This is a genomic window from Paenibacillus sp. sgz302164, assembly GCF_056120505.1.
This window is the reverse complement of the sequence record NZ_JBVYOL010000013.1, coordinates 173,815-196,098: the sequence shown is the minus strand read 5'-3', so window position 1 is coordinate 196,098 and position 22,284 is coordinate 173,815. Positions and strand designations below refer to the sequence as shown.

Below are 22,284 nucleotides of genomic sequence, written 5' to 3'. Positions count from 1 at the left end.
TTAGTCCAGCCAGCCGTTTTTTTCGGCGATGCTGATCGCATCGATGCGGTTTTTGGCATCCAGCTTTTGCATAATTTCCGAAACGTAATTGCGGATCGTGCCCCCTGACAAAAACAGCCGCTTGGCCATTTCGTCCGCCGACAAGCCCTGCGCAATCAGCTTTAATATTTCCCGTTCCCTTTCGGACAGCGGATTGGCGGCTTCCCAAACCGACAACGCCAGCTCGGGACTGACGGCGCGCCCGCCCGCATGCACCTTGCGCAGCGCCTCGCCCAGTTCGCCGATAGGGGCGTCTTTGAGCAAAAAGCCGTGTACGCCGGCCTTCATCGCCCGCCTGAAATATCCGGAGCGGGAAAACGTCGTCAAGATGACGACGCGGCAAGGATGCCGGAGTTCCTTTAATTTTTCGGCAACATCCAACCCGGTCATCTTCGGCATTTCGATATCCATAATGCAAATATCCGGTTCGACCGTTTGAATCAGCTGCAGCGCCTGCTCCCCGTTTTCCGCCTGCCCGACCACTTCGATGTCGGCTTCCAGATCGAGCAGTGCGCTCAGCGCACCGCGAAGCATGCCCTGGTCTTCGGCAACGATAACTCTCATCTGTTTCTGCTCCCTTCGGATCATTGATGCTTAATAATGCGCGGAACTTTGGCGGTCAATTGCGTCCCTTTGTCCGCATCCATTTGGAACGACATCGTCCCTTCGATTAATTCCAGCCGCTCCTTAATCCCCAGCAGTCCCCGGCCGGAAGAAGGAGGCCGATCTCCGCGACGGCTCTCGCTGCAGCCGTCATCGGCGACGGTCATTTCCCAATATCCGGGGGCGGCCTGAAAAGCGATGCGGCACCGCCGCGCGCCGCTGTGCTTGACTACGTTGGTGATCGCTTCTTTCAGACACATCGCCAATATGTTTTGAACCAGAGGAGGAGCGTCCCATTGCTTCACGTCTCCGATAATGTCGAGCTGCACGGATGCGGCGGATAACATTTGTCTTGCCTGCCGAAGCTCTTCGTCGATCGACAAGGCGTTCATTCCCGATACAAGCTCGCGGACCTGCTTGAGCGCCGCGCGTGAAGTCAATTGTATGTCCCTGACCTCTTGAACGGCACGTGCAGGCTGGGTCGGAATTAATTTCTCCGCCAGCTCGCTTTTTAATGTAATGAGCGAAAGCGTATGCCCCAGCGTATCGTGAAGATCGCGGGATATGCGCTGCCTTTCCTCGACCATCGCCAGGCGCGTGATTTCCTCATGGGCCAGATTCAGCTTTGCCTTGAGCTCATTCGACTTCATTCTGGAGCGGATGCCGAACGGAAGCACAAGCAGCACAAGCAGCGAAGGAAGCAAATACATAAGTTCGTCTTCGTGCTGCTTGCCGAAAGCCAGCAGGCAAGTCACTCCGATTGCCGCTATCATCAACGCGAACATGGTCATAAATTGCTTCCGCGTAGGCAGCATGCCGATCAACGGCGCGGTATAAAAAAACATATAGACGAGATAAGGACTGTAGTTTAATGAAAATATAACGAGGATCGTAAAAACCGGCGGCAAATAAAAGATTCTGTGCGCGGCGTTTCTCACGGACATGATCAGCAGACCGACAAAACAGGCCAGCAAAGCGAAGCCGATCCACATTTGCGGAACCGGCTTGTTCAGTAAAGTCATAGTCGGAAAGATCAAATACAAAGACCATAACAGCCAAAAGCTTTCAAACGTTTTTTTGCGGGAAAAACCGGTAGAATTCATGCTCAGACCGCTTTCTGCTTTTTGATTATATATGAAGATAATATCACAAACAGGATCAGGTACGCCGCAAGAATGAGCATGCCATTCAGACTGGGAGCGATTCCCGCAATAATGTTCCACGCCCCTTGGCCGAACCGGTAAGTCGGCGAAGCGAGAGCAATATTTTGCAGTATCGCAGGCATGCTTTGCGTCGGCATCCATAAGCCGCCCAGCAGCGAAGTGCCCATAAAGACGATTTGCGCGACTACTTGGGTAACCTCTACGCTTTTCAGCGTGCCGATCAGCGTTCCCAGAGCCATGAAAGGCAGCGCGCCAAGCCAAATCCAGAGCCCGCAGCCGATCCACTGCGCCAGCGTCAGATCGACCCCTTTCAACGCGGCGCCCAAAATAAACATGAAAACGATCGTGGACAGATTAATGATCGATTGGGACACAATTTTGGATAGCACGTAAGCGCTCGACGGCAGCGGCGTAATCTCGATCATTTTGACCCAGCCCTGCGTTCTTTCCTGGGCGAATTTAATGCTCAGCGTGTTGACGCACGCCCCGACAACGCCGAACACGGTCATCGACATCAAATAGTAAGCTTTCCACGCGACTCCGCCTACATTAACATTGTCCCCTATCGTTGAAGAGAAAATGAAATAAAACACGGCCGGCATAATCATCGAAAATACGAAAAACCGCTTATTGCGAACCGTCCTTAACAGTTCGGCCTTGCATTGGGCAATCATCGCTCTCATCATTATGTTTTGCATCTCCTTTGGTATACTCGTTTTCCGCTTAGGCTTGAACCAAAAACTGGAAGGCATCTTCCAAGCCGCCCGTATGAATTTCGATATCTTTGATGTCCAACTGACGCTGAATGAGCGCAATAATGACCTGATCCGTGTCAGGGCTCGTAATTTTCACCTTTCGTCCGCTCCACGTCACCTTCGAAATCATCGGAATGGATTGCAGCGACTCCGGATCGAGCTTTGGACCGGCGGTAAAAAAGATCGTCTTTTGATTCGTCGAAGCCTTGATTTCAGCCGGAGTTCCGTCGGCAACCAGCTTGCCGCCATTGATGACGACGATCCGGTCGGCGATGCTGTCGGCTTCTTCCAGGTAATGGGTCGTCAATATGATCGTCTTTCCTCTGGCTGCCATCTCGCGGACGGTTTCCCAAAATTGCTGCCGCGAAGTAATGTCCATCCCGACGGTCGGCTCATCCAAAAAGAGCACGGCCGGATCGCCGGCCAGCGCCAGCGCAAAGCCGAGCCGCCGCTTTTGCCCGCCGGACAACGACGAGGCCCGCTTGTTCCGCTCGGATTCCAGACCCGAGACGCTCAGCAGCTTTTCCAGCGACATCGGCCTGGAATAATAATGCCGGAACAGCTCGATCGTCTCGGCGACGGTCAGCCCTTCGATGACATTCACTTCCTGCAGCATCGCACCCATCCGATCCCGAACCGCCCGGTCCCGCGGATTTCCGTTCAGCAGGCGAATCGTGCCCTGCGTCGGCTGCAAAAGCCCGAGAATCATCGAAACCGTCGTCGTCTTGCCAGCGCCGTTCGGTCCGAGCAGCGCCACTACGCTGCCTTCCTCGACAGTAAGGGACAAGTTGTCGACAGCCCGCTTTCCTTTGAACTCTTTACAGACATGTTCCAATTCAATGATCGATTTCATTATGTTCACCTCGTAATTGTTGTTGTCATGTATGTATCATACCGCGCACGGCTCCGATGCGTAATTCACGAATATCATCAATCTGATATGACAAATGTCATTTTCGTAACCACAACGATGTCCAAATCAAAAAGCCACTTCGGCAAGTGGCTGAATGTGCAATCTTTTATTTGCCCCTCGAATCCCGGGGTCAGTGTCGGCTTCCGCCGACTGCGCTCAGAGCAATGCCTTCCGCCGCTAACAGCTCGCGGATTTGTCGGACGAACAGCAAAGCCTGTTCGCCGTCCCCATGAACGCACACCGTCTCGGCAGCAATGGGCACGCCGACGCCTTCCCTGGAAGTCACTTTCCCTGCTTTGACCATTTGCAGCAATTGCTTCATGGCCTGAGCAGGGTCTTCAATGACGGCTTCCGGCTCATTGCGCGGTGTAAGCGATCCATCCTGCCGGTAAGTCCTGTCGGCAAAAACCTCGCTGGCGGTACGCAAGCCGATTTTGTTCCCCGCCTCGATAAGCCGGCTGCCCGAGAGACCGAACAAAATCAGCTCGGGATTGACCCGATAGACGGCTTCGGCAATAGCCTCGGCCAGCTTCATGTCGCGCGCGGCCATATTGTACAAGGCCCCATGCGGCTTTACATGCTGCATGGTACCGCCTTCCGCTCTCACAAAAGCGTCCAGGGCGCCGATCTGATAAACCGTCATATCGCAAGCTTCCCGCGTAGATATGTTCATTTCCCGGCGGCCGAAACCGACCAGATCCGGCAAGCCCGGATGCGCCCCTATCGCTACGCCCCGTTCAAGAGCAAGTTTCACTGTAGTTCTCATCGTGCCGGGATCGCCTGCATGAAACCCGCACGCAATATTGGCCGAAGTAACAAGCGACAGCAGCTCTCCATCCCGGCCCAGCGTATAAGCTCCGAAGCTTTCTCCTAGGTCGCAGTTCAAATCGACCGCAGTCCTCATCTTTTTATCACATCTCCCTCAGCCTGATTTCAATAGCTCTGGTCAATTTCCGGATTTGCAGCTCCTGCCCGATATAAAGCTCCTCGGACTCCTGCCGGGATATTTCGCAAAATCGAATGGCCGAGCCAGGCTGCACTTGCGCAAGAAGCGGCAGATCGACCTCGGCAATTTGCGCTATTTTCGGATAACCGCCGATCGTTTGACGGTCGGCCATAAGAATAATCGGATTTCCGCCGGGCGGCACCTGAATCGTCCCCGCCGTGACGGCTTCGGAAATCGGCTCCAAAGCTTCCTGCAAGCCCAACTTTATTCCCTCCAGCCGATAACCCATCCGATCCGATTGCGGGGACACTTGAAACTGGCCCGAGACCAGAAGGTGCCGGCTTTCCTCGGTGAAATGCCCGTAATCGCTCCCCCGGACGAAACGAACAACCGGGTTTTTCGCGTAAGCGGGCCGCACGTCATGGCCTATGCACCAATCCGCCGCCCGGTAAGGCTGCGAAGAACCTTCTTTTGATAATCGCTTTATCAAAAGAAGAGACGAATCGGTTGGCCGATCCGGATGCAGCACATCGCCGGCTTTTAACGCCCGGCCCTCGCAGCCCCCAAGTCCGGCCCGAAGATACGTGCTGCGGCTGCGCATCACCAAAGGCACGTCGAATCCGCCCGCTGCGGCTATGTACGCGCGGACGCCCGACTTGCAGGCCCCGAATTCAAGTATGCCGCCGGCTTGTATAAAAACGGGGCGCCACTGGGGGACAGGCACCCCGTTCATTGCGGGAGACAAATCTGCGCCGCATATAGCGATGACCGATTCCCGGTCAAACCTGAGCTTCGGCCCCAGCAAAGTAACTTCCAATGCCGCGGCCCCTTCCTCGTTGCCCACCGCCAGATTCGCAGCCCGCAGTGCAAAGCCGTCCATCGCCCCGCCGACAATAACGCCCTGCTGTTGAAAACCGAATCTCCCTTTATCCTGAATCGTAGTAAGCAGACCCGGGAGCAGAATATGGATACTCATCGCAATCCCTCCTTCCACTCGACAAAATCCGCGTAGCTGATCGGCTGAAAGCGAACCCGGTCTCCCGCTCGCAGCAGGCTGGGATTCTCGTCGTTCGGGCGAAACAGCGCTACCGGCGTCCGGCCGATTAATTGCCAGCCCCCCGGAGTCGGTACGGGATAAATGCCCGTCTGCTTTCCCCCGATACCGACCGTTCCCGCTTCAATCATGAATCTCGGCGTGCTTCGCCTCGGCGCAGCAATGCGTTCGGACATGCCTCCCAAATAAGGGAATCCAGGAGCAAACCCGATCATGTGCACCAAATATTCCTGTGCGGAATGAATCTCTATCACTTCCTCCACGGCGAGTCCGTTATGCCCGGCGACATCCGCCAGATCGGGACCCAGCTCCCCTCCGTAGCATACGGGGATATGAATCACTCTTGGCGATTCCGCAGCTTGTCCGTCCAGATTCGCAGCCATCCGCCTCAACACGCCGCACACCAATTCATACGGCGAACGTGCGCCGCCGCGCCCGGGCCGCGAGCTCTCTCCCGTATGCGGATCGCACACCTTCATAGGTTCATAGAATACGGCTACCGTCGCAAAAGCAGGCACGATCTCGACCAAGCCTGGAAATGGCTGCCGATTCAGGAGCAAGCTCAAGGCTTGAACTTTATCGTGCGTTTGCCGGTCAATGCTGTCGCCCAACCGGACAAGAACCGCCTTATCTCCGAGCGGCGACAACTCCACATCCGCCCCGTCATTCAATCGCATTTCGGACATGCTGATCACCTCTTATGACGTTTGTCCCATCCGCACTAAAATTTACCCTTTCATTATATGAATTGGGCCAAAAAGATACAAGATGTACCCTCCCTTTGCCCTGCTGAAGCGCCGTTTACTGCTGAAATCTCGTTCTGGCGAATATTGCCCCATCTCTCACTTCCAGTTGAACCTCCCCCATCGTGTCTGTTCGCAGCACCCTGGCCCCGTGCTGCAGCAGCCGCTCCGTAACGGCGGGCGACGGGTGGCCGTAGCTGTTTTGCGCGCCGACGGAAATGACCGCTGTGCCCGGCCGCCAATAAGCTAGCCACTCTTCCATAGTCGAGGTTTTGCTGCCGTGATGCGCCACTTTCAGCACATCGACAGGCTGTTCTTTCGCCGCCGATGCCCCCGCCGCCGCAGCTCCGCCCGCCACACGTGCGAGAATGGCGCGCTCCGTCTCTTTTTCCATATCGCCTGTGAACAGCCAGCGGGTACCCTGCATGTCCAGCAAAAAAACAATAGAATGGCCGTTCTGCTCCGCTGCCGTCTGCACCTCTTGCCCGGTTCCCGAAAAAGGATGCAAAATGTGCAGGCTCGTATCCGGGTCAATCTGCATCCAGGAACTCTGCTCTGCCGTCAGCAGCGGAATGCGGCGATCCATAGCCGTTGCAAAAAGCTTTGTTATCCCGGCATTAGGCTTCACCGTACCGTTAAACAAAAAATTGCGCACCGGAACCTGCTCGATGACCGCCTGCAAACCTCCGCTATGATCCGCGTCCTCATGTGTCAGAACAAGCAGGTCAAGCTTGTGTACGCCGCGTTTTTTGAGCAGCGGAACGAGCAGCTTTTTGCCGACCTCATACGGATCTTTCCGCTCCTTCCACTCCTCCCCGGGTTTGCGGAAACTCAACGTGCCGCCTCCGTCAATCAGCAGATGACGGCCGTAAGGAGTGCGGATCAAAATGCTATCCCCCTGCCCCACATCGATAAATTGCACAAGTCCTGACCGGTTGAACCGCTCGGGCGTATAGCCCATATAGAGCAGCAACACAAGGCCGGCTGTACTTAGAGCAAGACACAGAGTTAACCGGATCTTCTTTCCGTCTGAGGCGGCCGCCGGGTTCAATGAGAAGCCGGGATCTTCGCCGCTCAGCTTTCTTCGTTCGTGAAGAAGCAAATACGTCACGATAAGCAACCCGTAAAATGCCGCAATCCAAGCCATGCTCGGAGTCGGCCAAATCATTTTGAACTGGCGAAACTGCTGCAGCTCATCCGTAATCCAAAACACGCCTTTATTCAGCCACGAAAGCAGCCAACCGATTCCTTGGCCTGCCGGCAAGTATACGAGCCCGGACGCAAGGGCCACGATTCCTGCCGGAAAAACCACCATGCTGATGACGGGAACAAGGAAAGCATTTGCGACCCAGGACAGCAGCGAGAACTGGTTGAAATAATAAATCGAGATCGGAAAAGAAATAAGCTGCGACACGATCGTAATAGACATCGTATTTCTGAGAGCGCCGGATGTAATGAACTTTTCCAGCAAAAGGTTGACTCTTTGAACGCCGACAATAAGTCCGATCGTCACCAGAAAGGAGAGCTGAAAGCTGACATCAAGCAAATAGTAAGGATTGACAAGCAGCATGAACCAGGCAACGATCGCCGTAATATGCAGCGCATCCTTTACGATTCCGCGCCTGACCGCATACAAAGCGACAATCGCCATCAGGCCTGCCCGTACAATCGAAGGCGAAGCACCCGTAACTAGAATATAGAAAGGCATGAGCAGCATTGCGATCAGCAAATACGTTTCTTTTGTCAAACGCATTTTTTTCATGATCCAGATGCAGACGCCGAGAAAAATAGCGACATTTAGCCCCGAAATCGCCAAAATATGCGTCAGACCGAGCTCCGAAAACTGCTGGAAGCGGTCAGGATCAAGATCGTCCAGCATGCCGATCAGCATGCTTTTCATAAACCCTGCCTCAGCCGCAGGGAAAATAAGATCCATACGCCTGCCCAGGGCGTCGCGCAAATCGTCGTTGAGGCGCAGCAACTGGACGACGCTAAAGCGCAGCTTGGCAGGCTCGACCTGCGCCTGATCCGCTCCTTTGGCTGTAAGCAGCCAATGGATGCGGTGAAGGCGCAAATACCGGCGGTAGTCGAAGCCGCCGAAGTTGCGTTCCACGGACGGGCTGCGCAGCGTCCCGTGCAGCGCCAAGGCGTCGCCGCGCCGCCAGCTCGCCGCCTGCGCCTGCTGCTCCTGCCGGAGCAGGCGCAGCGAAACCTGCACGCTTTCCCCGCCCAGCGGGAAAGCGTCCGTGCCCTGGAAGCGGATATCCTCCGCTTCCACGGTAAAGCTGGCCCTGTCGCCGTCGACGGAGACAGGGCTGGCGATGCGGCCGCGCAGCGTGACCTCGCTGCCGTCGATTTGCTCCTGCTTCAGCCCTTGCTGAAGCAGGGCGGACACATTGCGCTGGTCGGTCCAATGGAAGTAGCCCATGGCTGCTCCGACCAGCAAAAACGCACACACCGGCAGCCGTCCAGGCAGCCGGAGCGCAAACACCCCTGCTGCCGCACACAACAGCAGCAGGCAGGCGGTCAAGGATAACCAAGGCAGCTTCGCGTACATCGCGAGCACATAGCCGGTTATCCACAGACAGCATCCTAGAACAACCGGGCGATTCATGCGGACATCACTCCTATTTTTCAAATGATTTATGGCCGCTATCCCTGCGGCTCAGGGGGTACATGACGCTTCATCGACAAATGTACGCAGCTTCAGCCGAATAATCGATCGTTTCGTAAATCCGTTGGCTTCATATTCCGTAGAACAGGACTTTCCGCCAATGAAACGTTCAGTTAGCTTGATCTGCCGCGTAACGCGACCCGATCGCGGCCTGATCGTGGCCGCCTGGCGCAATCGTGACGGCGGCCGACTACAAAGTATCAACGCGCTTCGTCTTATGATCGCTATCCCCTTCGCTCATGGTTGTGGATTGGGCAGCTATCGGCATTACCTAACCCGCCCCTCCCCGCCATGAGTACCGCAATGCCCCACGCTGGGTGCTGCACAGCGGGTTGTCGAATCCACATGGATTCGCTTTCGCCTCTTTCTAGCAGAATAGTACTCTTGCAGTACCTCAATGCCCCACGCTAGGCGTGCACGACAGGTGGTCGAATCCACGGGTATCAGCTTTTACCTCGTTTCAGCGGAACAGCACTTTGCTGCCCGCACGCGAGCTCCCAACGCAACATAGCCGTCGCACTTAATCATACCTACCGAGCCTCGAGCCTCTTCTGAGTAAAAGGGATAGCGTCCATAAGAAGTGCTGGGCAAGTATGGCTCGGTTGATTCGCCTTTACCCCACTCCAATGGACATCACCACGTCTGACTGGGAAAGCAGACGGTTCCGTATTGCCGCCCACATTGGGACGTAAAGACAGGCGGTTCAGACCGTAATGCTGCACTCATTCCTATAGCACCTTCAATCGCCTGAGCGAAGTTCTCCCAAGCGCGGTATAGCATTGCATAACGGGGGCCATTCGCAATCGGCAGCTCCCCGGGCTCCTTCCTGAGCCAAAGGGAGAGTGCGCATAGGAGGCGCAGACCGGAACGGTTCCAACAAAAAAAAGCACCTCCTTCCGCGCGACGTAACGTCGGCTGCGAAAAGAGATGCTTTCTCTTTTTTGCCATTTCAAATCTTTAATTCACAACTTCGGACAGAGTACCCTGCGGAGGCTCGTAGCTTTCCATTCCCCGAAAAGCGATGCCTCTGGCTTGCATCAGGCCGCTTACTTTCTCGCTGTCTTTCGGGTAACCGCGATGAAACACGATTTCCGTCACTCCGCTGTTGGCGAGCATGTTCGCGCAAGTCCAGCACGGCTGATCGGTTACGTATACGGTCGAGCCCTCACGGTCTTCCCTGTCGGTAAAGAGGAGCAAGTTCTGCTCGGCATGAATCGTGCGGATGCAGCGCTGCTTGCGGACCATTTCCTCCTTCTCGCCGACCACTTTCAGTTCGATTTCCTCAACGAGCATGCAGCCGGCTTCGCTGCAATCGGGTACCCCCATCGGAGCCCCGTTATAGGCTGTTCCGAGCAGCTTTTTGCCCTGAACCAGCACAGCGCCTACATGCCTGCGGCTGCATTGGGAACGGGTCGATGCCATATACGCGATATCCATAAAATAAGTGTCCCAATCCTTGCGGGTGCTCATTGGCCTTGTCTCGTCTCCTTTTTACGCTTGGCTCGCTTTGATCGCTTGATCCAAATCGTAGAGTATATCGTCGATGGCTTCCGTACCGATGGAAAGCCGGATCATGCCCGGCGAAACGCCGGCCGAAACTTGCTCTTCCTCACCGAGCTGCTGATGCGTCGTGCTGGCCGGATGAATGATCAGCGACTTGGAATCGCCGACATTCGCCAAATGCGAAAACAGCTTCACGGCATTAATGACCTTCCGCCCGGCTTCCAGGCCGCCCTTAATGCCGAACGTGAGAATCGCTCCCTGGCCTTTAGGCAAATATTTTTGCGCCAGTTCGTAAGATGGATGGCTCTTGAGGCCGGCATAGTTAACCCACTCGACAGCATCGTTATTCTCCAAAAACTCCGCGACCTTCAAAGCATTGGAGCTGTGGCGCTCCATGCGCAGATGCAGCGTTTCAAGACCTTGCAGCAGCATGAACGAGTTAAACGGCGAAATCGCGGCTCCCATATCCCGCAGCAATTGCACGCGTGCCTTGATAATATAAGCGATAGGGCCGACTGCCGCCGTATAGACGACACCATGATAACTTGGGTCGGGTTCCGTCAATCCGGGGAATTTGCCGCTTGCCTGCCAGTCGAATTTGCCTCCGTCCACGATAACGCCGCCGATCGATGTGCCGTGGCCGCCGATAAACTTCGTAGCCGAGTGAACGACGATGTCTGCACCGTGCTCGATCGGGCGAAGCAAATAAGGGCTTGGGAACGTATTGTCCACAATCAGAGGAATTCCGTGCTCATGCGCGATTGCGGCTACCGCTTCGATATCCAGTACGTCGCCTTTCGGATTACCGATCGTTTCCGCGTAAAGAGCCTTTGTCCGGTCTGTAATCGCCGCCCGGAAATTTTCGGGATTGCCGGGATCTACAAAATTGACCTTGATGCCCAGTTTCGACAATGTCGTGGAAAATAAATTATAAGTGCCTCCGTACAAGCTCGATGCGGAAACGATTTCATCTCCGGCACCGGCAATATTCAGGATGGAGTATGTAATAGCTGCCTGACCCGAGGCAGTCGCAAGCGCCGCAGGCGCGCCTTCCAGCGCAGCGACCCGCTTTTCGAATACATCGGTGGTCGGATTCATCAAACGCGTATAAATGTTGCCAAATTCTTTAAGCGCAAACAAATTCGCGGCATGCTCCGTATCGCGGAAACCATAGGATGTAGTTTGGTACAGCGGGACTGCGCGCGACATCGTTGTCGGGTCCAGTTCTTGTCCTGCATGCACGGCAAGCGTTTCGATACTTAATTTGCGTTCGTTAGACATTGAGTCATCCCCTTTTAGGTAATCTTTCCCTTATTATTTTCGCACACTATTCGACAAATGAAAAGATTGCTATAGTTTTCCCGCATAGACGTAGGGTTTCAATTTTTCAAGCATCTTTTTGCCGATGCCTTTAACTTCAGCCAGTTCCTCGACTTTTTGAAACCGCCCCTTTTTCTCCCTGTATTCCAGAATCGCTTTCGCTTTGCTGGCTCCGATGCCCGGCAGTTCGTCCAATTGCTCCAGCGTAGCCGAATTCAGGTCTAACAAGCCGTTTTTTGCAGCAGCGGGAGCCGCGGAAGGCGAAGGATATGCAGCATCGGGCTTCGGCTCCAAGGTCGGGCCGGCAGCCGGGGAAGATAAGGCAGGTGACGATGGAACAGGCGTTGGCGCAGGTGAAGATGGCGGCGTGCTGCTGCGCGGTGCGGGGCTTGGCGCCGTTTGGGCAAGCAGTTCCTTCATTTGATCGTTGACAGGAACAAAATTCGTTTGAATCGCGGAACGGCCCCCAATCGCAAACTGCCATATCGTATATGCCAGTAAAACTATAGAAATGGAAGATAGAGTGATTATAACGCCCTTTTTGCCAAATAAACCCACGAATTCTCCCCTTTCCGGTATCATTGGTTGTTTGCAAGCATATACATGAAAAAACATCATAACGCCTTAATTGGCATGTGCCCAGCTCTATCCAACTTTGTGACAAGCAACATGGATACCAGGGTGACTGAACTTTTTCCGGGAGGGATTTCTAGATGAAGGCAGGATTCATCGGTACTGGGAGTATGGGAAGCATATTGATAGAAGCATTTATTCATTCCGGCGCATTTAATCCGGAACAAATCATTGCGGCGAACCGCACGGCAAGCAAAGCGGATCGGCTGGCGGAGACGTATCCGGGGCTTCAGATCGCCCGTTCTAATAAAGAAGTCGTACAGCAAAGCGAAGTCATTTTTTTGTGCATTAAGCCTGGAGAGTACAAAAAGGTTATCGATGAAATCAAAGAGGACGTGCTTCCGTCCCATTTTGTCGTTTCTATTACGAGCCCGGTTCTCTTGCGGCATCTGGAAAGCAATCTGCCGGCAAAAATCAGCAAAATTATCCCAAGCATTACGAATTACGTGCTCAGCGGGGTGACCTTGTGCATTCACGGCAACCGGATGCAGCCCGAGGATAAGGAATGGCTTGAAAATGTGCTGGCGCACATCAGTTCCCCTATACGGGTGTCTGAAGACTATACGCGGATTTCTTCGGATATATCCAGCTGCGGTCCCGCATTTCTATCGTATTTCATCCAAGCTTTCATTGATGCCGCCGTAGAGGAAACCGGAATTTCCAAAGAAGAAGCAACGCTCCTTGCCAGCGAAATGGCGCTGGGCACCGGAAAGCTGCTGACGACGGGAGGCTTTGACCCTGCAGGCTTGCAAAAACGCGTATCCGTACCTGGGGGCATCACCGAGGAAGGTTTGCGTATTATGGACTCCACGGATTTGTCCGGCATGTTCACTCAGATGATTCGCGCGACGCACGCCAAATATAAAGAAGACCTCGAGAAGGCCGAGCTGCTGTTTGCAATTGAGCCGTAACCTTCCCGAGGGCCGCTTCTAATGAGGAATCATTCCTCCGTTAACCTGCAACGATATTGACGAGTTTTCCTTTAACGACGATGACTTTGCGAACGGTTTTGCCGGCGGTCGTTTCTTTGACTTTGTCAAGATCCATCGCCAATTGCTGCATAGCCGCTTCTTCCGTATCCTTGGAAATCAGCACGCGGTCGACAATTTTGCCGTTGACCTGAACAACGATTTCAACTTCGTTGTCAACTGTCCAAGCTTCGTCGTAGGAAGGCCATGGCACATAGGTGATGGACTCGCCGCCGCCAAGCTTCTCCCAAAGCTCTTCCGCCAAGTGCGGTGCGATCGGGGACAGCATTTGAACAAAGTTTTGCATCGCTTCGAGCGGCAGACGCTCGGTCTTATAAGCCTCGTTGACGAAAATCATCAACTGGCTGATCGCCGTATTGAACCGCAGGGCTTCGTAGTCCTCGGTTATTTTTTTGATCGTGCGGTGCCATGTGCGCTTGAACGTATCGCTGCCAAGCGTTTCCTCGGCGCTGATTTTCGGATGAACGCTGCCGTTCTCGTCCACGAACAATCTCCAAACGCGGTTCAGGAAGCGGTAAATTCCTTCGACGCCCGTCGTGTTCCACGGCTTCGTCGCTTCGAGCGGCCCCATGAACATTTCGTACATGCGCAGCGTATCCGCGCCGAATTCACCGACGATATCGTCCGGATTGACGACATTGCCGCGGGATTTGCTCATTTTCTCCATATTTTCGCCGAGAATCATGCCTTGGTTGACGAGCTTGTGGAACGGCTCCTTCGTATGGACAACCCCGAGGTCGTACAGCACTTTATGCCAGAAACGGGCATACAGAAGGTGAAGAACCGCGTGCTCGGCGCCGCCGATGTACAAGTCGACCGGCAGCCATTGCTGCTGCTTGTCGTGGGAGCACAGCTCCTTGTCATTTCGCGGATCGATGAAGCGCAGGTAGTACCAGCAGCTGCCGGCCCACTGCGGCATCGTATTCGTCTCGCGGCGGGCTTTCATGCCTGTCTCGGGATCGATCGTGTTGACCCACTCCGCGACGTTCGCCAGCGGCGATTCGCCCGTTCCGGACGGTTTGATTTCGTCCACTTCCGGAAGCAGCAGCGGAAGCTGGTCCTCCGGCACCGGTTTCATTGTGCCGTCTTCGAGATGGAGAATCGGGATCGGCTCTCCCCAATATCTTTGACGGCTGAACAGCCAGTCTCTCAGCCTGTAAGTAACTTTGCCGCGGCCTTTGCCGTTTTGCTCCAGCCATTCGATCATCCGGCCGATCGCCTGCTCGTTGTTCAGGCCGTTCAGCAGCTCGGAATTGACGTGCGCGCCGTCGCCGGCATACGCTTCCTTCTGCACATCGCCGCCCTGTACGACTTCAATGATCGGCAGTCCGAATTGCTTCGCGAATTCCCAGTCGCGTTGGTCATGGCCCGGAACGGCCATAATCGCGCCTGTGCCGTAGCCGCCGAGCACGTAGTCGGCAATCCAGATCGGCACCTTCGCGCCGTTAACCGGATTGATCGCATAAGCGCCCGTGAATACGCCGGTTTTGTCCTTGGCCAAGTCCGTGCGCTCCAGATCGCTTTTGCGCGCCGCCTTGTCCTGATATTCTTTGATTGCGGCTTCTTGCTCCGCAGTCGTAATCGCCGCCACAAGCTCATGCTCAGGCGCAAGTACGCAGTAAGTGGCGCCGAACAGCGTATCGGGACGCGTCGTAAAAACGGTCAGGCTGCGGTTGTCATGCCCATCGATCGCGAACTGCACTTCGGCGCCCTTGGATTTGCCGATCCAGTTGCGCTGCATGTCCTTGATGCTTTCCGACCAGTCAAGCTCCTCCAGGTCTTCGAGCAGGCGCTCCGCATACTCGGTAATTTTCAAAATCCACTGGCGCATCGGCTTGCGGATAACCGGATGGCTGCCGCGTTCGCTGAGCCCGTCGATCACTTCTTCGTTCGCCAGCACCGTACCGAGCGCCGGACACCAGTTGACCGGAACTTCGTCGACGTAGGCGAGCCCTTTTTTGTACAGCTGGATAAAAATCCACTGTGTCCATTTGTAATACTCCGGATCGGTCGTGCTGATCTCGCGGTCCCAATCGTAAGAAAAGCCGAGCGATTTGATTTGACGGCGGAACGTGTCGATGTTCTTGTTCGTGAACTCGCGCGGGTCGTTCCCCGTGTCCAAAGCGTACTGCTCGGCCGGCAGGCCGAACGCGTCCCAGCCCATCGGATGCAGGACGTTGTAGCCTCTCATCCGCTTGAAGCGGGAGACGATATCCGTCGCCGTATAGCCTTCCGGATGCCCGACGTGCAGCCCCGCTCCCGACGGATACGGGAACATGTCAAGGGCGTAAAATTTCGGTCGGTCCGAATTTTCAAGCACTTTGAACGTCTTCTTCTCATCCCAGTACTGCTGCCATTTGGGCTCGATAGCGAGCGGGTTGTAGCCTTGCTGTTCTCTAGTTTCTCTGATCTCCTGCGACATGTCCAAATCCTCCCAGCCTGCATGCTTTGCAGGCATGATTAAAGTGCGCGTCGGGGACTTCCCGCAAGCGCCAAAAAACCTCCCGTCGCTAGCGCAATCGCTAGGGACGGGAGGTTTGATTCCCGTGGTACCACCCTAGTTAACATCAGGCGTGCTTCGCCCATGTTCACTCTGCCCCTTAACGCGGGTGAGACGATCCGGCTAGCACCGCCGGTCTCCTAAAGACCTCATGCGATGGTTCACCTTCCAGCTCGGAGGCGAGTTCGCTTGGCTAGCATCTGCCGGCTTTCACCTGATACCGGCTCTCTGGTAGATGCTGCGGGAAGCTACTATTCCTCGTCAAAGCTTTTAACCAATCCAATTAGCTATGATTATATGCAAAAAAATGCAGCTCTGTCAAGTAGGCCGGCCGATATTAGGCCGATGCCCCGGCGATGTCCGCCTGCCGCCTATTTGCGCGCCGCGAAAAAAGCCCGCTCCGTTCCGCGCCGCGGCGGCTCCCACGCAAAATCGGCTGCTTCCTGAACGTCGCTGAATCCTGCCGCCAGCAGCTGCTCCTTGATCCAGGACAACGGATAGGCACGCTGAGCATGCACTTCATCGATGCGGCGGAAGACGCCGGGGACTTGTCCGTCCCGAACAAAAATGGTCAGGTCATGCTCGATTTGCATCCGGCTTTCGTCCAGCTCGCTCGTCCAGATGTAGGAAACATCGTCCTCGTTCAGAAAAAAAGGCTGCGTATCGGCATAAGCGATCAGCTGCTCGGGGGTGTGTACATCAAACAGGAACAGCCCGCCCGGCTTCAACCCTTGGTACGTTTGCCGGAAAGCTTGAATGATATCCTCTTCCTCCAGCAAATAGTTCAAGCAGTCGCAGAACGAAATGGCGGCATCCGCCTGCTCGGCCAGCTCCCATTCGCGCAGGTCCTGCTGCACCCAGGTCAGCGCGCCGTTTCTCGCCAGCGCTCCGTGCCGCTCAGCCTTCTGCTGAGCAACGGCAAGCATGTCGTCCGACAGATCGACGCCCGTCACCCGGTATCCTTCCAATGCGAGCGGAATCGCCAGGTTGCCCGTGCCGCAGCCCAGGTCAACGACCGTGACCGGATGCAGACCGTACCGCTTCCAACCCTCTCTCGTAAAACGAAGCCAATCCCCGTACGGCATGTCCTCCATCAAACGATCGTACGTATAAGCAAACCCTTCGTAACTCATCCTGCTCTTACGTCTCCTCTTGTTTCAGATGGGTCCAGTTTTCCTGCTGATAGATGAGCCCTTCCTTCATCAGCTTGCCAAGCGCCCGCTTGAAAGCCGATTTGCTCATGCCGAAGCGGGCGGCTATCGTATCCGCCGCCGTCTGGTCGGAATACGGCATCGCGCCGCCCGGCCGCTCGCGCAAAAAGGCGAGGATGCGCTCCGCGTCTTCGTCGCGCCCTTTTTCCTTCGGCAGACGCATCGACAAATTGACGCGGCCGTCCTCCTCGCGGACGAATACGACCCGCACATTGACCTGCTCGCCTACGCGCAGCAGACGCGTCCGCTCCGGCGTGGCGATCATGCCGATGATGCCGAAGCCCAGCACTCCCGCATCGCAGACGACGAACGTCCCCATCTGCAGCGGCTTATACACTCTGGCGTCGACATAGCGGTTCTTCCAGGCGGAAGGAGCGCGCACGCACAGCGGCGCCAAGTCTTCCTCGGCGGCGAGCTTGGCGATCAGACGCCCCTGACGGTCGTGGGCTAAAGTGGCGTACACCTTGTCCCCGACCAAAGGGCGGAGCGTCTCCAGCTCAGGCACATGTTTGTAGGGCAGAAGCAAGTTCCGCCCAAGCCCCATTTCGAGAAAATAGCCGAAACGGGGATGGATATCGACGACTTCCAGCAGAGCGACCTCGCCCAGCAGCAGAAGCGGGCGTTTCATCGTCGCCATCAGGCGGTCCTGCGTATCGTGGAACAAAAACACTTCTACGCGTTCCCCGGGCTTCACCGGGCCTGCCGTCTCTCCGTAAGGGAGCAGCACATCCTGATTGCCGTCGGTCAAAAAATATCCGTTGGGCGGAATTTCTCTCGCGACCTCAAGGCTGACTAGCGTTCCCGCATTCATGCTCATACGCGTTCCACAACCTTGGCGTCGGACCATAATCTCTCGATGTTGTAATATTCGCGGTCATCGCGGTGGAATACGTGAAGAACAACATCACCCAGATCCAGCAGCACCCATCTTGCGGTATCGACTCCTTCATAGCCTCTGATCCGCACGCCGTGCTCCTGCGCTTTTTTTCTGGCTTCGGTGGCAATCGCCTGCACTTGGGTCTCCGAATTGCCGTGGCAAATGACGAAGTAATCGGCGACGAGCGAAATGCCCTGCAAATTCAGCGCCACTACGTTCATCGCCTTTTTATCCTCCGCAGCTTCCACCACTAAAGCCATAATTGCTTCTGGGGTCATGCTCATTCCATCATCCTCCTATAATTGATTGTTTGCTTGCGTCAACAAATTGTTGCGGGTTAATATCGTTAACGGATAAATCCGTTTGCCTTTTGTCAAAAGAAAACCGATCGTCGAATCGAAGCCGGCGACCAGCGCCTTTTCAAGACTATGTTCAGCGATTTCGCGAATATTATGCACGCCTGGAAAATCGCGCCCCGGCTCGATATAGTCGGCCAGGCAAACCACTTTGTCCAGCAGCGTCATCCGCTCCCGGCCGGACGTATGATAACGGATCGCGTCCAGCACTTCCTCATCGTCCACGCCGAACTCCGTTTGCGCGATAAAAGCGCCTGAGTGAGAATGCCAAAGTTCCTTGTCATAATCGAGCAGGTCTTGTGGAAGCCCGTTTTCCCGGATAATGTTCGCCTGCTCCTGAATCGGCCAATATTTGCAATAATCGTGCAAAATCGCCGCCAAATCCGCTTTCACCGGATCGGCGCCGAACCGCTCGGCCAATCGAACCGCGGTTTCCATGACGCCCAGCGTATGCAGCCAGCGCTTCTCGGGCATCTGTTCTTTGACCGCCTCGATAAGCTGCTCACGACTCCGATTCATATAAACCGTTCACCTCCATGTAAGCATGCACGGCATCCGGAACGAGGTAGCGCACGGAGCCTCCCGCCCGTATTTCTTCCCGGATGGCCGACGATGAAATTTCCACCAGCGGCATCGGCGCGATCGTAACCCTCTCCCGGATGTGCGGCGGAAGAACTTCCATATCCAGCTCGTAGCCCGGTCTTGCCAGACCAATGAAGCGGATGCGGCTTACGATATCGTCAATGCGGTGCCACCTCGGCAAATATTCGACCATATCCGCTCCGACAATGTAGGCGAACTCCGCTTCGGGATGCCGCTCGCACAGCAGTTCGATCGTATCGATACTATAGGATACGCCGCCTTTCGTAATTTCAACATCAATCGCACGAAAAAAAGGATTGCCCTCCGCCGCCAGGCATACCATGCTCCAGCGCTGCTCCGCCGTCGCCGCCGGCGCATTCGGCTTATGCGGCGGCACGTTCGCCGGCATCAGCCACACTTCGTCCAGTCCTGCTCCAACCCTCGCCCGCTCCGCCGCGATCAAATGACCCGTATGAATCGGATCGAAGGTGCCTCCCATGATTCCGACCAGCATGCTCCCACCTCTTTAAACGGGCAGCTCGATCTTTTTGTGATCCCGCGATTCCTTGTACAGCACGATAATTTTTCCGATAACCTGCACGAGCTCGGCGCCTGATTTCTCCGACAGTTCGGTGCCTACCTCGCCCCGGTCCTCCCCGCTGTTGTTGAGCACGGTCACTTTGATCAGCTCCCTGACTTCAAGCGCTTCCTGAATATGGCGGATCAAATGATCGTTAACCCCGCCTTTGCCGACTTGAAAAATCGGGTCCAGGTGGTGCGCCAAAGACCGCAAATAACGTTTTTGTTTACCAGTTAACATGCTAAAAGCCCCTCTATTCTTTTTCGGCTAACGATTGCTCGACGACCTGCCTCATCGCTGCGACGGGAGCAGGCGTGCCGGTCCAGTATTCAAATGCGTAAGCCCCTTGATATATAAACATGCCGAGCCCGCCGTGAATGCGGGCTCCTCGCGCTTCCGCTTCGCGAAGGAAGCGGGTAATGCGCGGATTGTAGATCAGGTCGCTGGCCAGATGCCGCTCCGCAATGAGCTCCGCGGGCATCGGCAGCTCCTCGACGTTCGGATGCATCCCCGCCGAGGTCGTATTGACGATCAGATCCGCTTCGCCGGCGATCCCAGCGAGCTCGTCAAGCCCTAGCCCGACGGCATGCGTGAACGCGCCGAGCGTCGCCGCCAGGCTAACCGCCCGCTCCTTGGTCCGGTTCGCGATCAAAATACGGGCCGCGCCTTCCTTGGCGAGCGCGTATCCGACGCCTCTGGCCGCTCCGCCCGCGCCGAGCAAAATAACGGTCTTGCCCCGAAGATCGACGCCCGTCTCCTCTTTCAAGGAACGGACGTAGCCGATGCCGTCGGTATTGTAGCCGACCAGCCGGCCTCCGTCGTTAACAATCGTATTGACAGCGCCGATCACCCTAGCGCCTTCATCGATCTCGTCCAAGTACTGCATCACTTCGACCTTGTGCGGTATCGTTACGTTCACGCCGCGAAAGCCGAGCGCCCGGATGCCGTACACGGCCTCTTTCAGTTCCTCCGGACGAACGTGAAAAGCAGCGTAAGCCGCGTTGAGCCCAGCCTCACGAAAAGCTCTGTTCAGCATAATCGGCGAACGCGAATGCCGAATCGGATCCCCAAAAACGCCATACAGCACGGTATGGCTGTCCAATGTCCGGTTATTCTCCATCATATCCCCCTCATCAAGCGATAAGCTATATCAGCGACTCGCGCGCAATAACTTTCGTCCCCTTGGGCGCATGAACCGCCAATTCCGCTCCGGCGTCGCTGTTCACTTTGATCCAGCCGAGCCCGGAAATGAGCACATCCATGCGCGTGCCCCGCGGAATGCGGATCGGATGCTTGACCAGCTTCGGAAGTTCGTCCAAATCCTCCTTGACCGGCGGAACCAGCATTTCTCCCCTATGGTTCGCATACAGCTCGTCGGCGCGCTCCAGCTTCGTCCGGTGAATCTGGATCGCATTGGACATATAGCAGGTAAACGATTGGTGATCTCCGCGAATAAAATCAAACCGGGCCAGAGCGCCGAAAAACAGCGTCTGTCCGTCGTTCAGCTGAAACACCGTCGGCTTCACCGGCTTGCCCGGCATCACTTTGGACAAGTCCCGTTTTGTAATAACCTCGGTCAGCCTGTGCGTGTATACGATTCCCGGCGTATCTATGATGGATTTGCCGTCGTCCAGCGGAATTTTGACCAAATCCAGCGTTGTCCCCGGATATTGCGAAGTCGTAAGCTCCGCTTCCAAATCGCTGTAATCGGCGATCAGGCGGTTAATCAGCGTCGATTTCCCGACATTCGTCGCGCCGACGACATAGATGTTCCGGTTGCCGCGATGCTGCTGGACCGCTGCGATCACCCTGTCAAAGCCCATATTTTTTTTAGCGCTGCAAAGCACGATTTCCACAACTTTCAGACTGTGCTCCTTGGCCCGCCGCTGCACCCAGTTAATAATTTTGTTCGGGTTCGTCACTTTGGGCAAAAGGTCTATTTTATTCACGACCAGCACGATCGGATTATTGCCGACAAAACGCGACAAGCCGCTTATCATGCTGCCTTCAAAATCGAATATATCGACGATATTGACGACCAGCGCGTTCTTTTGCCCGATCGAGCCAAGCAGCTTCAAAAAATCGTCCTGCTGCAAAGTCATGCTCGACGCTTCATTATAATGCTTGATCCGGTAACAGCGCTGGCAAATAATCGGCTCTTTCTGAAAAGCCTCCACCGGCACGTATCCGAGCTTCGCCGGCTCTTCGATCTGCAGCTCGACGCCGCAGCCTGCGCAATGCATAATTTCTTCCTGACTCATGAATCCTCCCTAAGACTGTTTGTTCATTAGCGATAACGCCAACTTCTCGATGCGGCGGTTAATTTTCGTGAAAAAGCCTTCATCCCCGATTGAAATCGGCTTTACGAGAATCGTATAGAGCCCCATCCGGTTGCCGCCGAGCACGTCGGTCAGCATTTGATCGCCGATCACGGCGGTTTGCCTGACGTTCGTTCCGAGCAGCTTCATCGCTTTGAGAAACGAGACGTTCGTCGGCTTTTTCGCCTGGTAAATAAAGGGGATGCCGATAGGATCGGCAAAAGCCGAAACGCGGCTGCGGCGATTGTTCGAGACAATGACCACTTTAAAACCGAGTTGCTGCACACGCTTCAGCCATTCAATCAGCTCCGGAGTTGCGTGCGGATCCCGCGCCCCTACGAGCGTATTATCAAGATCCGTAATAATTCCGCGGACTCCGAACCCCCAAAGATGCTCGAAATCTATATCGTAAATCGAATTCACGGACTGTCTGGGCACGAGCTTTTTCAGCAAACGATTTCCCTCCAAATAGTTCCTCTACATATACGTGAAACTATACCATAGTGCCCGATTTGTTGCAAAAAA

General features: G+C 55.2%; 22 protein-coding genes and 1 other annotated feature. Of the genes, 1 reads left to right on the top strand and 21 read right to left on the bottom strand.

What is annotated here, in order from left to right; genetic code table 11:
• The 11 genes from AC0LWT_RS22010 to AC0LWT_RS21960 form a co-directional block, all read right to left on the bottom strand.
• Positions 1-603, bottom strand: coding sequence for a response regulator transcription factor (locus AC0LWT_RS22010; RefSeq protein ID WP_474683418.1), 603 nt, complete (start codon positions 601-603; stop codon positions 1-3).
• A 20-nt stretch (positions 604-623) separates the two neighbouring features.
• Positions 624-1,745, bottom strand: a complete 1,122-nt coding sequence (locus AC0LWT_RS22005) for a sensor histidine kinase (protein ID WP_474683417.1) — start codon at positions 1,743-1,745, stop codon at positions 624-626.
• 2 nt (positions 1,746-1,747) lie between these two features.
• Positions 1,748-2,491: an ABC transporter permease gene (locus tag AC0LWT_RS22000; protein ID WP_474683416.1), complete on the bottom strand. Its 744-nt coding sequence runs from the start codon at positions 2,489-2,491 to the stop codon at positions 1,748-1,750.
• A gap of 37 nt (positions 2,492-2,528) precedes the next feature.
• Positions 2,529-3,413, bottom strand: coding sequence for an ABC transporter ATP-binding protein (locus AC0LWT_RS21995; protein WP_474683415.1), 885 nt, complete (start codon positions 3,411-3,413; stop codon positions 2,529-2,531).
• 190 nt (positions 3,414-3,603) lie between these two features.
• On the bottom strand, positions 3,604-4,377 hold the full coding sequence (locus AC0LWT_RS21990; protein ID WP_474683414.1) for a LamB/YcsF family protein: 774 nt from the start codon (positions 4,375-4,377) through the stop codon (positions 3,604-3,606).
• A gap of 7 nt (positions 4,378-4,384) precedes the next feature.
• Positions 4,385-5,395, bottom strand: a complete 1,011-nt coding sequence (locus AC0LWT_RS21985) for a 5-oxoprolinase subunit C family protein (RefSeq protein ID WP_474683413.1) — start codon at positions 5,393-5,395, stop codon at positions 4,385-4,387.
• Positions 5,392-6,159 carry a 5-oxoprolinase subunit PxpB gene (pxpB, locus tag AC0LWT_RS21980; RefSeq protein WP_474683412.1) on the bottom strand — a complete coding sequence of 256 codons (768 nt, stop codon included), beginning with the start codon at positions 6,157-6,159 and terminating at the stop codon, positions 5,392-5,394. The genes AC0LWT_RS21985 and pxpB overlap by 4 nt, the downstream gene beginning before the upstream one ends.
• Before the next feature lie 115 nt (positions 6,160-6,274).
• Positions 6,275-8,830, bottom strand: a complete 2,556-nt coding sequence (locus AC0LWT_RS21975; protein WP_474683411.1) for a ComEC/Rec2 family competence protein — start codon at positions 8,828-8,830, stop codon at positions 6,275-6,277.
• 1,017 nt (positions 8,831-9,847) lie between these two features.
• On the bottom strand, positions 9,848-10,360 hold the full coding sequence (locus tag AC0LWT_RS21970) for a deoxycytidylate deaminase (RefSeq protein ID WP_474683410.1): 513 nt from the start codon (positions 10,358-10,360) through the stop codon (positions 9,848-9,850).
• A gap of 21 nt (positions 10,361-10,381) precedes the next feature.
• A complete protein-coding gene (locus AC0LWT_RS21965) occupies positions 10,382-11,674 on the bottom strand; it encodes a homocysteine synthase (RefSeq protein WP_474683409.1) in 1,293 nt (430 codons plus the stop codon).
• A gap of 69 nt (positions 11,675-11,743) precedes the next feature.
• Positions 11,744-12,271: a ComEA family DNA-binding protein gene (locus tag AC0LWT_RS21960; RefSeq protein WP_474683408.1), complete on the bottom strand. Its 528-nt coding sequence runs from the start codon at positions 12,269-12,271 to the stop codon at positions 11,744-11,746.
• Between the two features lie 155 nt (positions 12,272-12,426).
• Between AC0LWT_RS21960 and comER the strand changes: the two genes are divergently transcribed.
• The gene (comER, locus tag AC0LWT_RS21955) at positions 12,427-13,257 is read left to right on the top strand and encodes a late competence protein ComER (RefSeq protein ID WP_474683407.1); all 831 of its coding nucleotides are present in this window, start codon (positions 12,427-12,429) and stop codon (positions 13,255-13,257) included.
• A gap of 40 nt (positions 13,258-13,297) precedes the next feature.
• Here the strand turns inward: comER and leuS are convergent, their stop codons facing one another.
• The 10 genes from leuS to AC0LWT_RS21905 form a co-directional block, all read right to left on the bottom strand.
• Positions 13,298-15,757 carry a leucine--tRNA ligase gene (gene leuS / locus AC0LWT_RS21950; RefSeq protein WP_474683406.1) on the bottom strand — a complete coding sequence of 820 codons (2,460 nt, stop codon included), beginning with the start codon at positions 15,755-15,757 and terminating at the stop codon, positions 13,298-13,300.
• 99 nt (positions 15,758-15,856) lie between these two features.
• Positions 15,857-16,109 (bottom strand) — a binding site (T-box leader).
• A gap of 97 nt (positions 16,110-16,206) precedes the next feature.
• Positions 16,207-16,968 carry a class I SAM-dependent DNA methyltransferase gene (locus AC0LWT_RS21945; RefSeq protein WP_474683405.1) on the bottom strand — a complete coding sequence of 254 codons (762 nt, stop codon included), beginning with the start codon at positions 16,966-16,968 and terminating at the stop codon, positions 16,207-16,209.
• Between the two features lie 7 nt (positions 16,969-16,975).
• Positions 16,976-17,863 carry a CvfB family protein gene (locus AC0LWT_RS21940; RefSeq protein ID WP_474683404.1) on the bottom strand — a complete coding sequence of 296 codons (888 nt, stop codon included), beginning with the start codon at positions 17,861-17,863 and terminating at the stop codon, positions 16,976-16,978.
• Positions 17,860-18,207, bottom strand: a complete 348-nt coding sequence (gene rsfS, locus AC0LWT_RS21935) for a ribosome silencing factor (protein WP_474683403.1) — start codon at positions 18,205-18,207, stop codon at positions 17,860-17,862. Before rsfS ends, AC0LWT_RS21940 begins: the two co-directional genes overlap by 4 nt.
• A gap of 12 nt (positions 18,208-18,219) precedes the next feature.
• Positions 18,220-18,798: a bis(5'-nucleosyl)-tetraphosphatase (symmetrical) YqeK gene (gene yqeK / locus AC0LWT_RS21930; protein WP_474683402.1), complete on the bottom strand. Its 579-nt coding sequence runs from the start codon at positions 18,796-18,798 to the stop codon at positions 18,220-18,222.
• Positions 18,782-19,375, bottom strand: a complete 594-nt coding sequence (locus AC0LWT_RS21925) for a nicotinate-nucleotide adenylyltransferase (RefSeq protein ID WP_474683401.1) — start codon at positions 19,373-19,375, stop codon at positions 18,782-18,784. Before AC0LWT_RS21925 ends, yqeK begins: the two co-directional genes overlap by 17 nt.
• 12 nt (positions 19,376-19,387) lie before the next feature.
• Positions 19,388-19,681 (bottom strand): ribosome assembly RNA-binding protein YhbY, encoded by a 294-nt coding sequence (gene yhbY, locus AC0LWT_RS21920; protein ID WP_474683400.1) that lies wholly within the window; start codon positions 19,679-19,681, stop codon positions 19,388-19,390.
• A gap of 13 nt (positions 19,682-19,694) precedes the next feature.
• The gene (locus AC0LWT_RS21915) at positions 19,695-20,561 is read right to left on the bottom strand and encodes a shikimate dehydrogenase (protein WP_474683463.1); all 867 of its coding nucleotides are present in this window, start codon (positions 20,559-20,561) and stop codon (positions 19,695-19,697) included.
• Positions 20,562-20,586: 25 nt separating this feature from the next.
• The gene (gene yqeH / locus AC0LWT_RS21910) at positions 20,587-21,702 is read right to left on the bottom strand and encodes a ribosome biogenesis GTPase YqeH (protein ID WP_474683399.1); all 1,116 of its coding nucleotides are present in this window, start codon (positions 21,700-21,702) and stop codon (positions 20,587-20,589) included.
• Between the two features lie 9 nt (positions 21,703-21,711).
• Entirely contained in the window at positions 21,712-22,212 is a 501-nt protein-coding gene (locus AC0LWT_RS21905; protein WP_474683398.1) for a YqeG family HAD IIIA-type phosphatase, read from the bottom strand.
• Positions 22,213-22,284: the final 72 nt, after the last annotated feature.

Coding starts and splice junctions, on each gene's coding strand:
- AC0LWT_RS22010 (WP_474683418.1), bottom strand. CDS start 603: ATGAGAGTTATCGTTGCCGAAGACCAGGGCATGCTTCGCGGTGCGCTG.
- AC0LWT_RS22005 (WP_474683417.1), bottom strand. CDS start 1,745: ATGAATTCTACCGGTTTTTCCCGCAAAAAAACGTTTGAAAGCTTTTGG.
- AC0LWT_RS22000 (WP_474683416.1), bottom strand. CDS start 2,491: ATGATGAGAGCGATGATTGCCCAATGCAAGGCCGAACTGTTAAGGACG.
- AC0LWT_RS21995 (WP_474683415.1), bottom strand. CDS start 3,413: ATGAAATCGATCATTGAATTGGAACATGTCTGTAAAGAGTTCAAAGGA.
- AC0LWT_RS21990 (WP_474683414.1), bottom strand. CDS start 4,377: ATGAGGACTGCGGTCGATTTGAACTGCGACCTAGGAGAAAGCTTCGGA.
- AC0LWT_RS21985 (WP_474683413.1), bottom strand. CDS start 5,395: ATGAGTATCCATATTCTGCTCCCGGGTCTGCTTACTACGATTCAGGAT.
- pxpB (WP_474683412.1), bottom strand. CDS start 6,159: ATGTCCGAAATGCGATTGAATGACGGGGCGGATGTGGAGTTGTCGCCG.
- AC0LWT_RS21975 (WP_474683411.1), bottom strand. CDS start 8,830: ATGAATCGCCCGGTTGTTCTAGGATGCTGTCTGTGGATAACCGGCTAT.
- AC0LWT_RS21970 (WP_474683410.1), bottom strand. CDS start 10,360: ATGAGCACCCGCAAGGATTGGGACACTTATTTTATGGATATCGCGTAT.
- AC0LWT_RS21965 (WP_474683409.1), bottom strand. CDS start 11,674: ATGTCTAACGAACGCAAATTAAGTATCGAAACGCTTGCCGTGCATGCA.
- comER (WP_474683407.1), top strand. CDS start 12,427: ATGAAGGCAGGATTCATCGGTACTGGGAGTATGGGAAGCATATTGATA.
- leuS (WP_474683406.1), bottom strand. CDS start 15,757: ATGTCGCAGGAGATCAGAGAAACTAGAGAACAGCAAGGCTACAACCCG.
- AC0LWT_RS21945 (WP_474683405.1), bottom strand. CDS start 16,968: ATGAGTTACGAAGGGTTTGCTTATACGTACGATCGTTTGATGGAGGAC.
- AC0LWT_RS21940 (WP_474683404.1), bottom strand. CDS start 17,863: ATGAGCATGAATGCGGGAACGCTAGTCAGCCTTGAGGTCGCGAGAGAA.
- rsfS (WP_474683403.1), bottom strand. CDS start 18,207: ATGAGCATGACCCCAGAAGCAATTATGGCTTTAGTGGTGGAAGCTGCG.
- yqeK (WP_474683402.1), bottom strand. CDS start 18,798: ATGAATCGGAGTCGTGAGCAGCTTATCGAGGCGGTCAAAGAACAGATG.
- AC0LWT_RS21925 (WP_474683401.1), bottom strand. CDS start 19,375: ATGCTGGTCGGAATCATGGGAGGCACCTTCGATCCGATTCATACGGGT.
- yhbY (WP_474683400.1), bottom strand. CDS start 19,681: ATGTTAACTGGTAAACAAAAACGTTATTTGCGGTCTTTGGCGCACCAC.
- AC0LWT_RS21915 (WP_474683463.1), bottom strand. CDS start 20,561: ATGGAGAATAACCGGACATTGGACAGCCATACCGTGCTGTATGGCGTT.
- yqeH (WP_474683399.1), bottom strand. CDS start 21,702: ATGAGTCAGGAAGAAATTATGCATTGCGCAGGCTGCGGCGTCGAGCTG.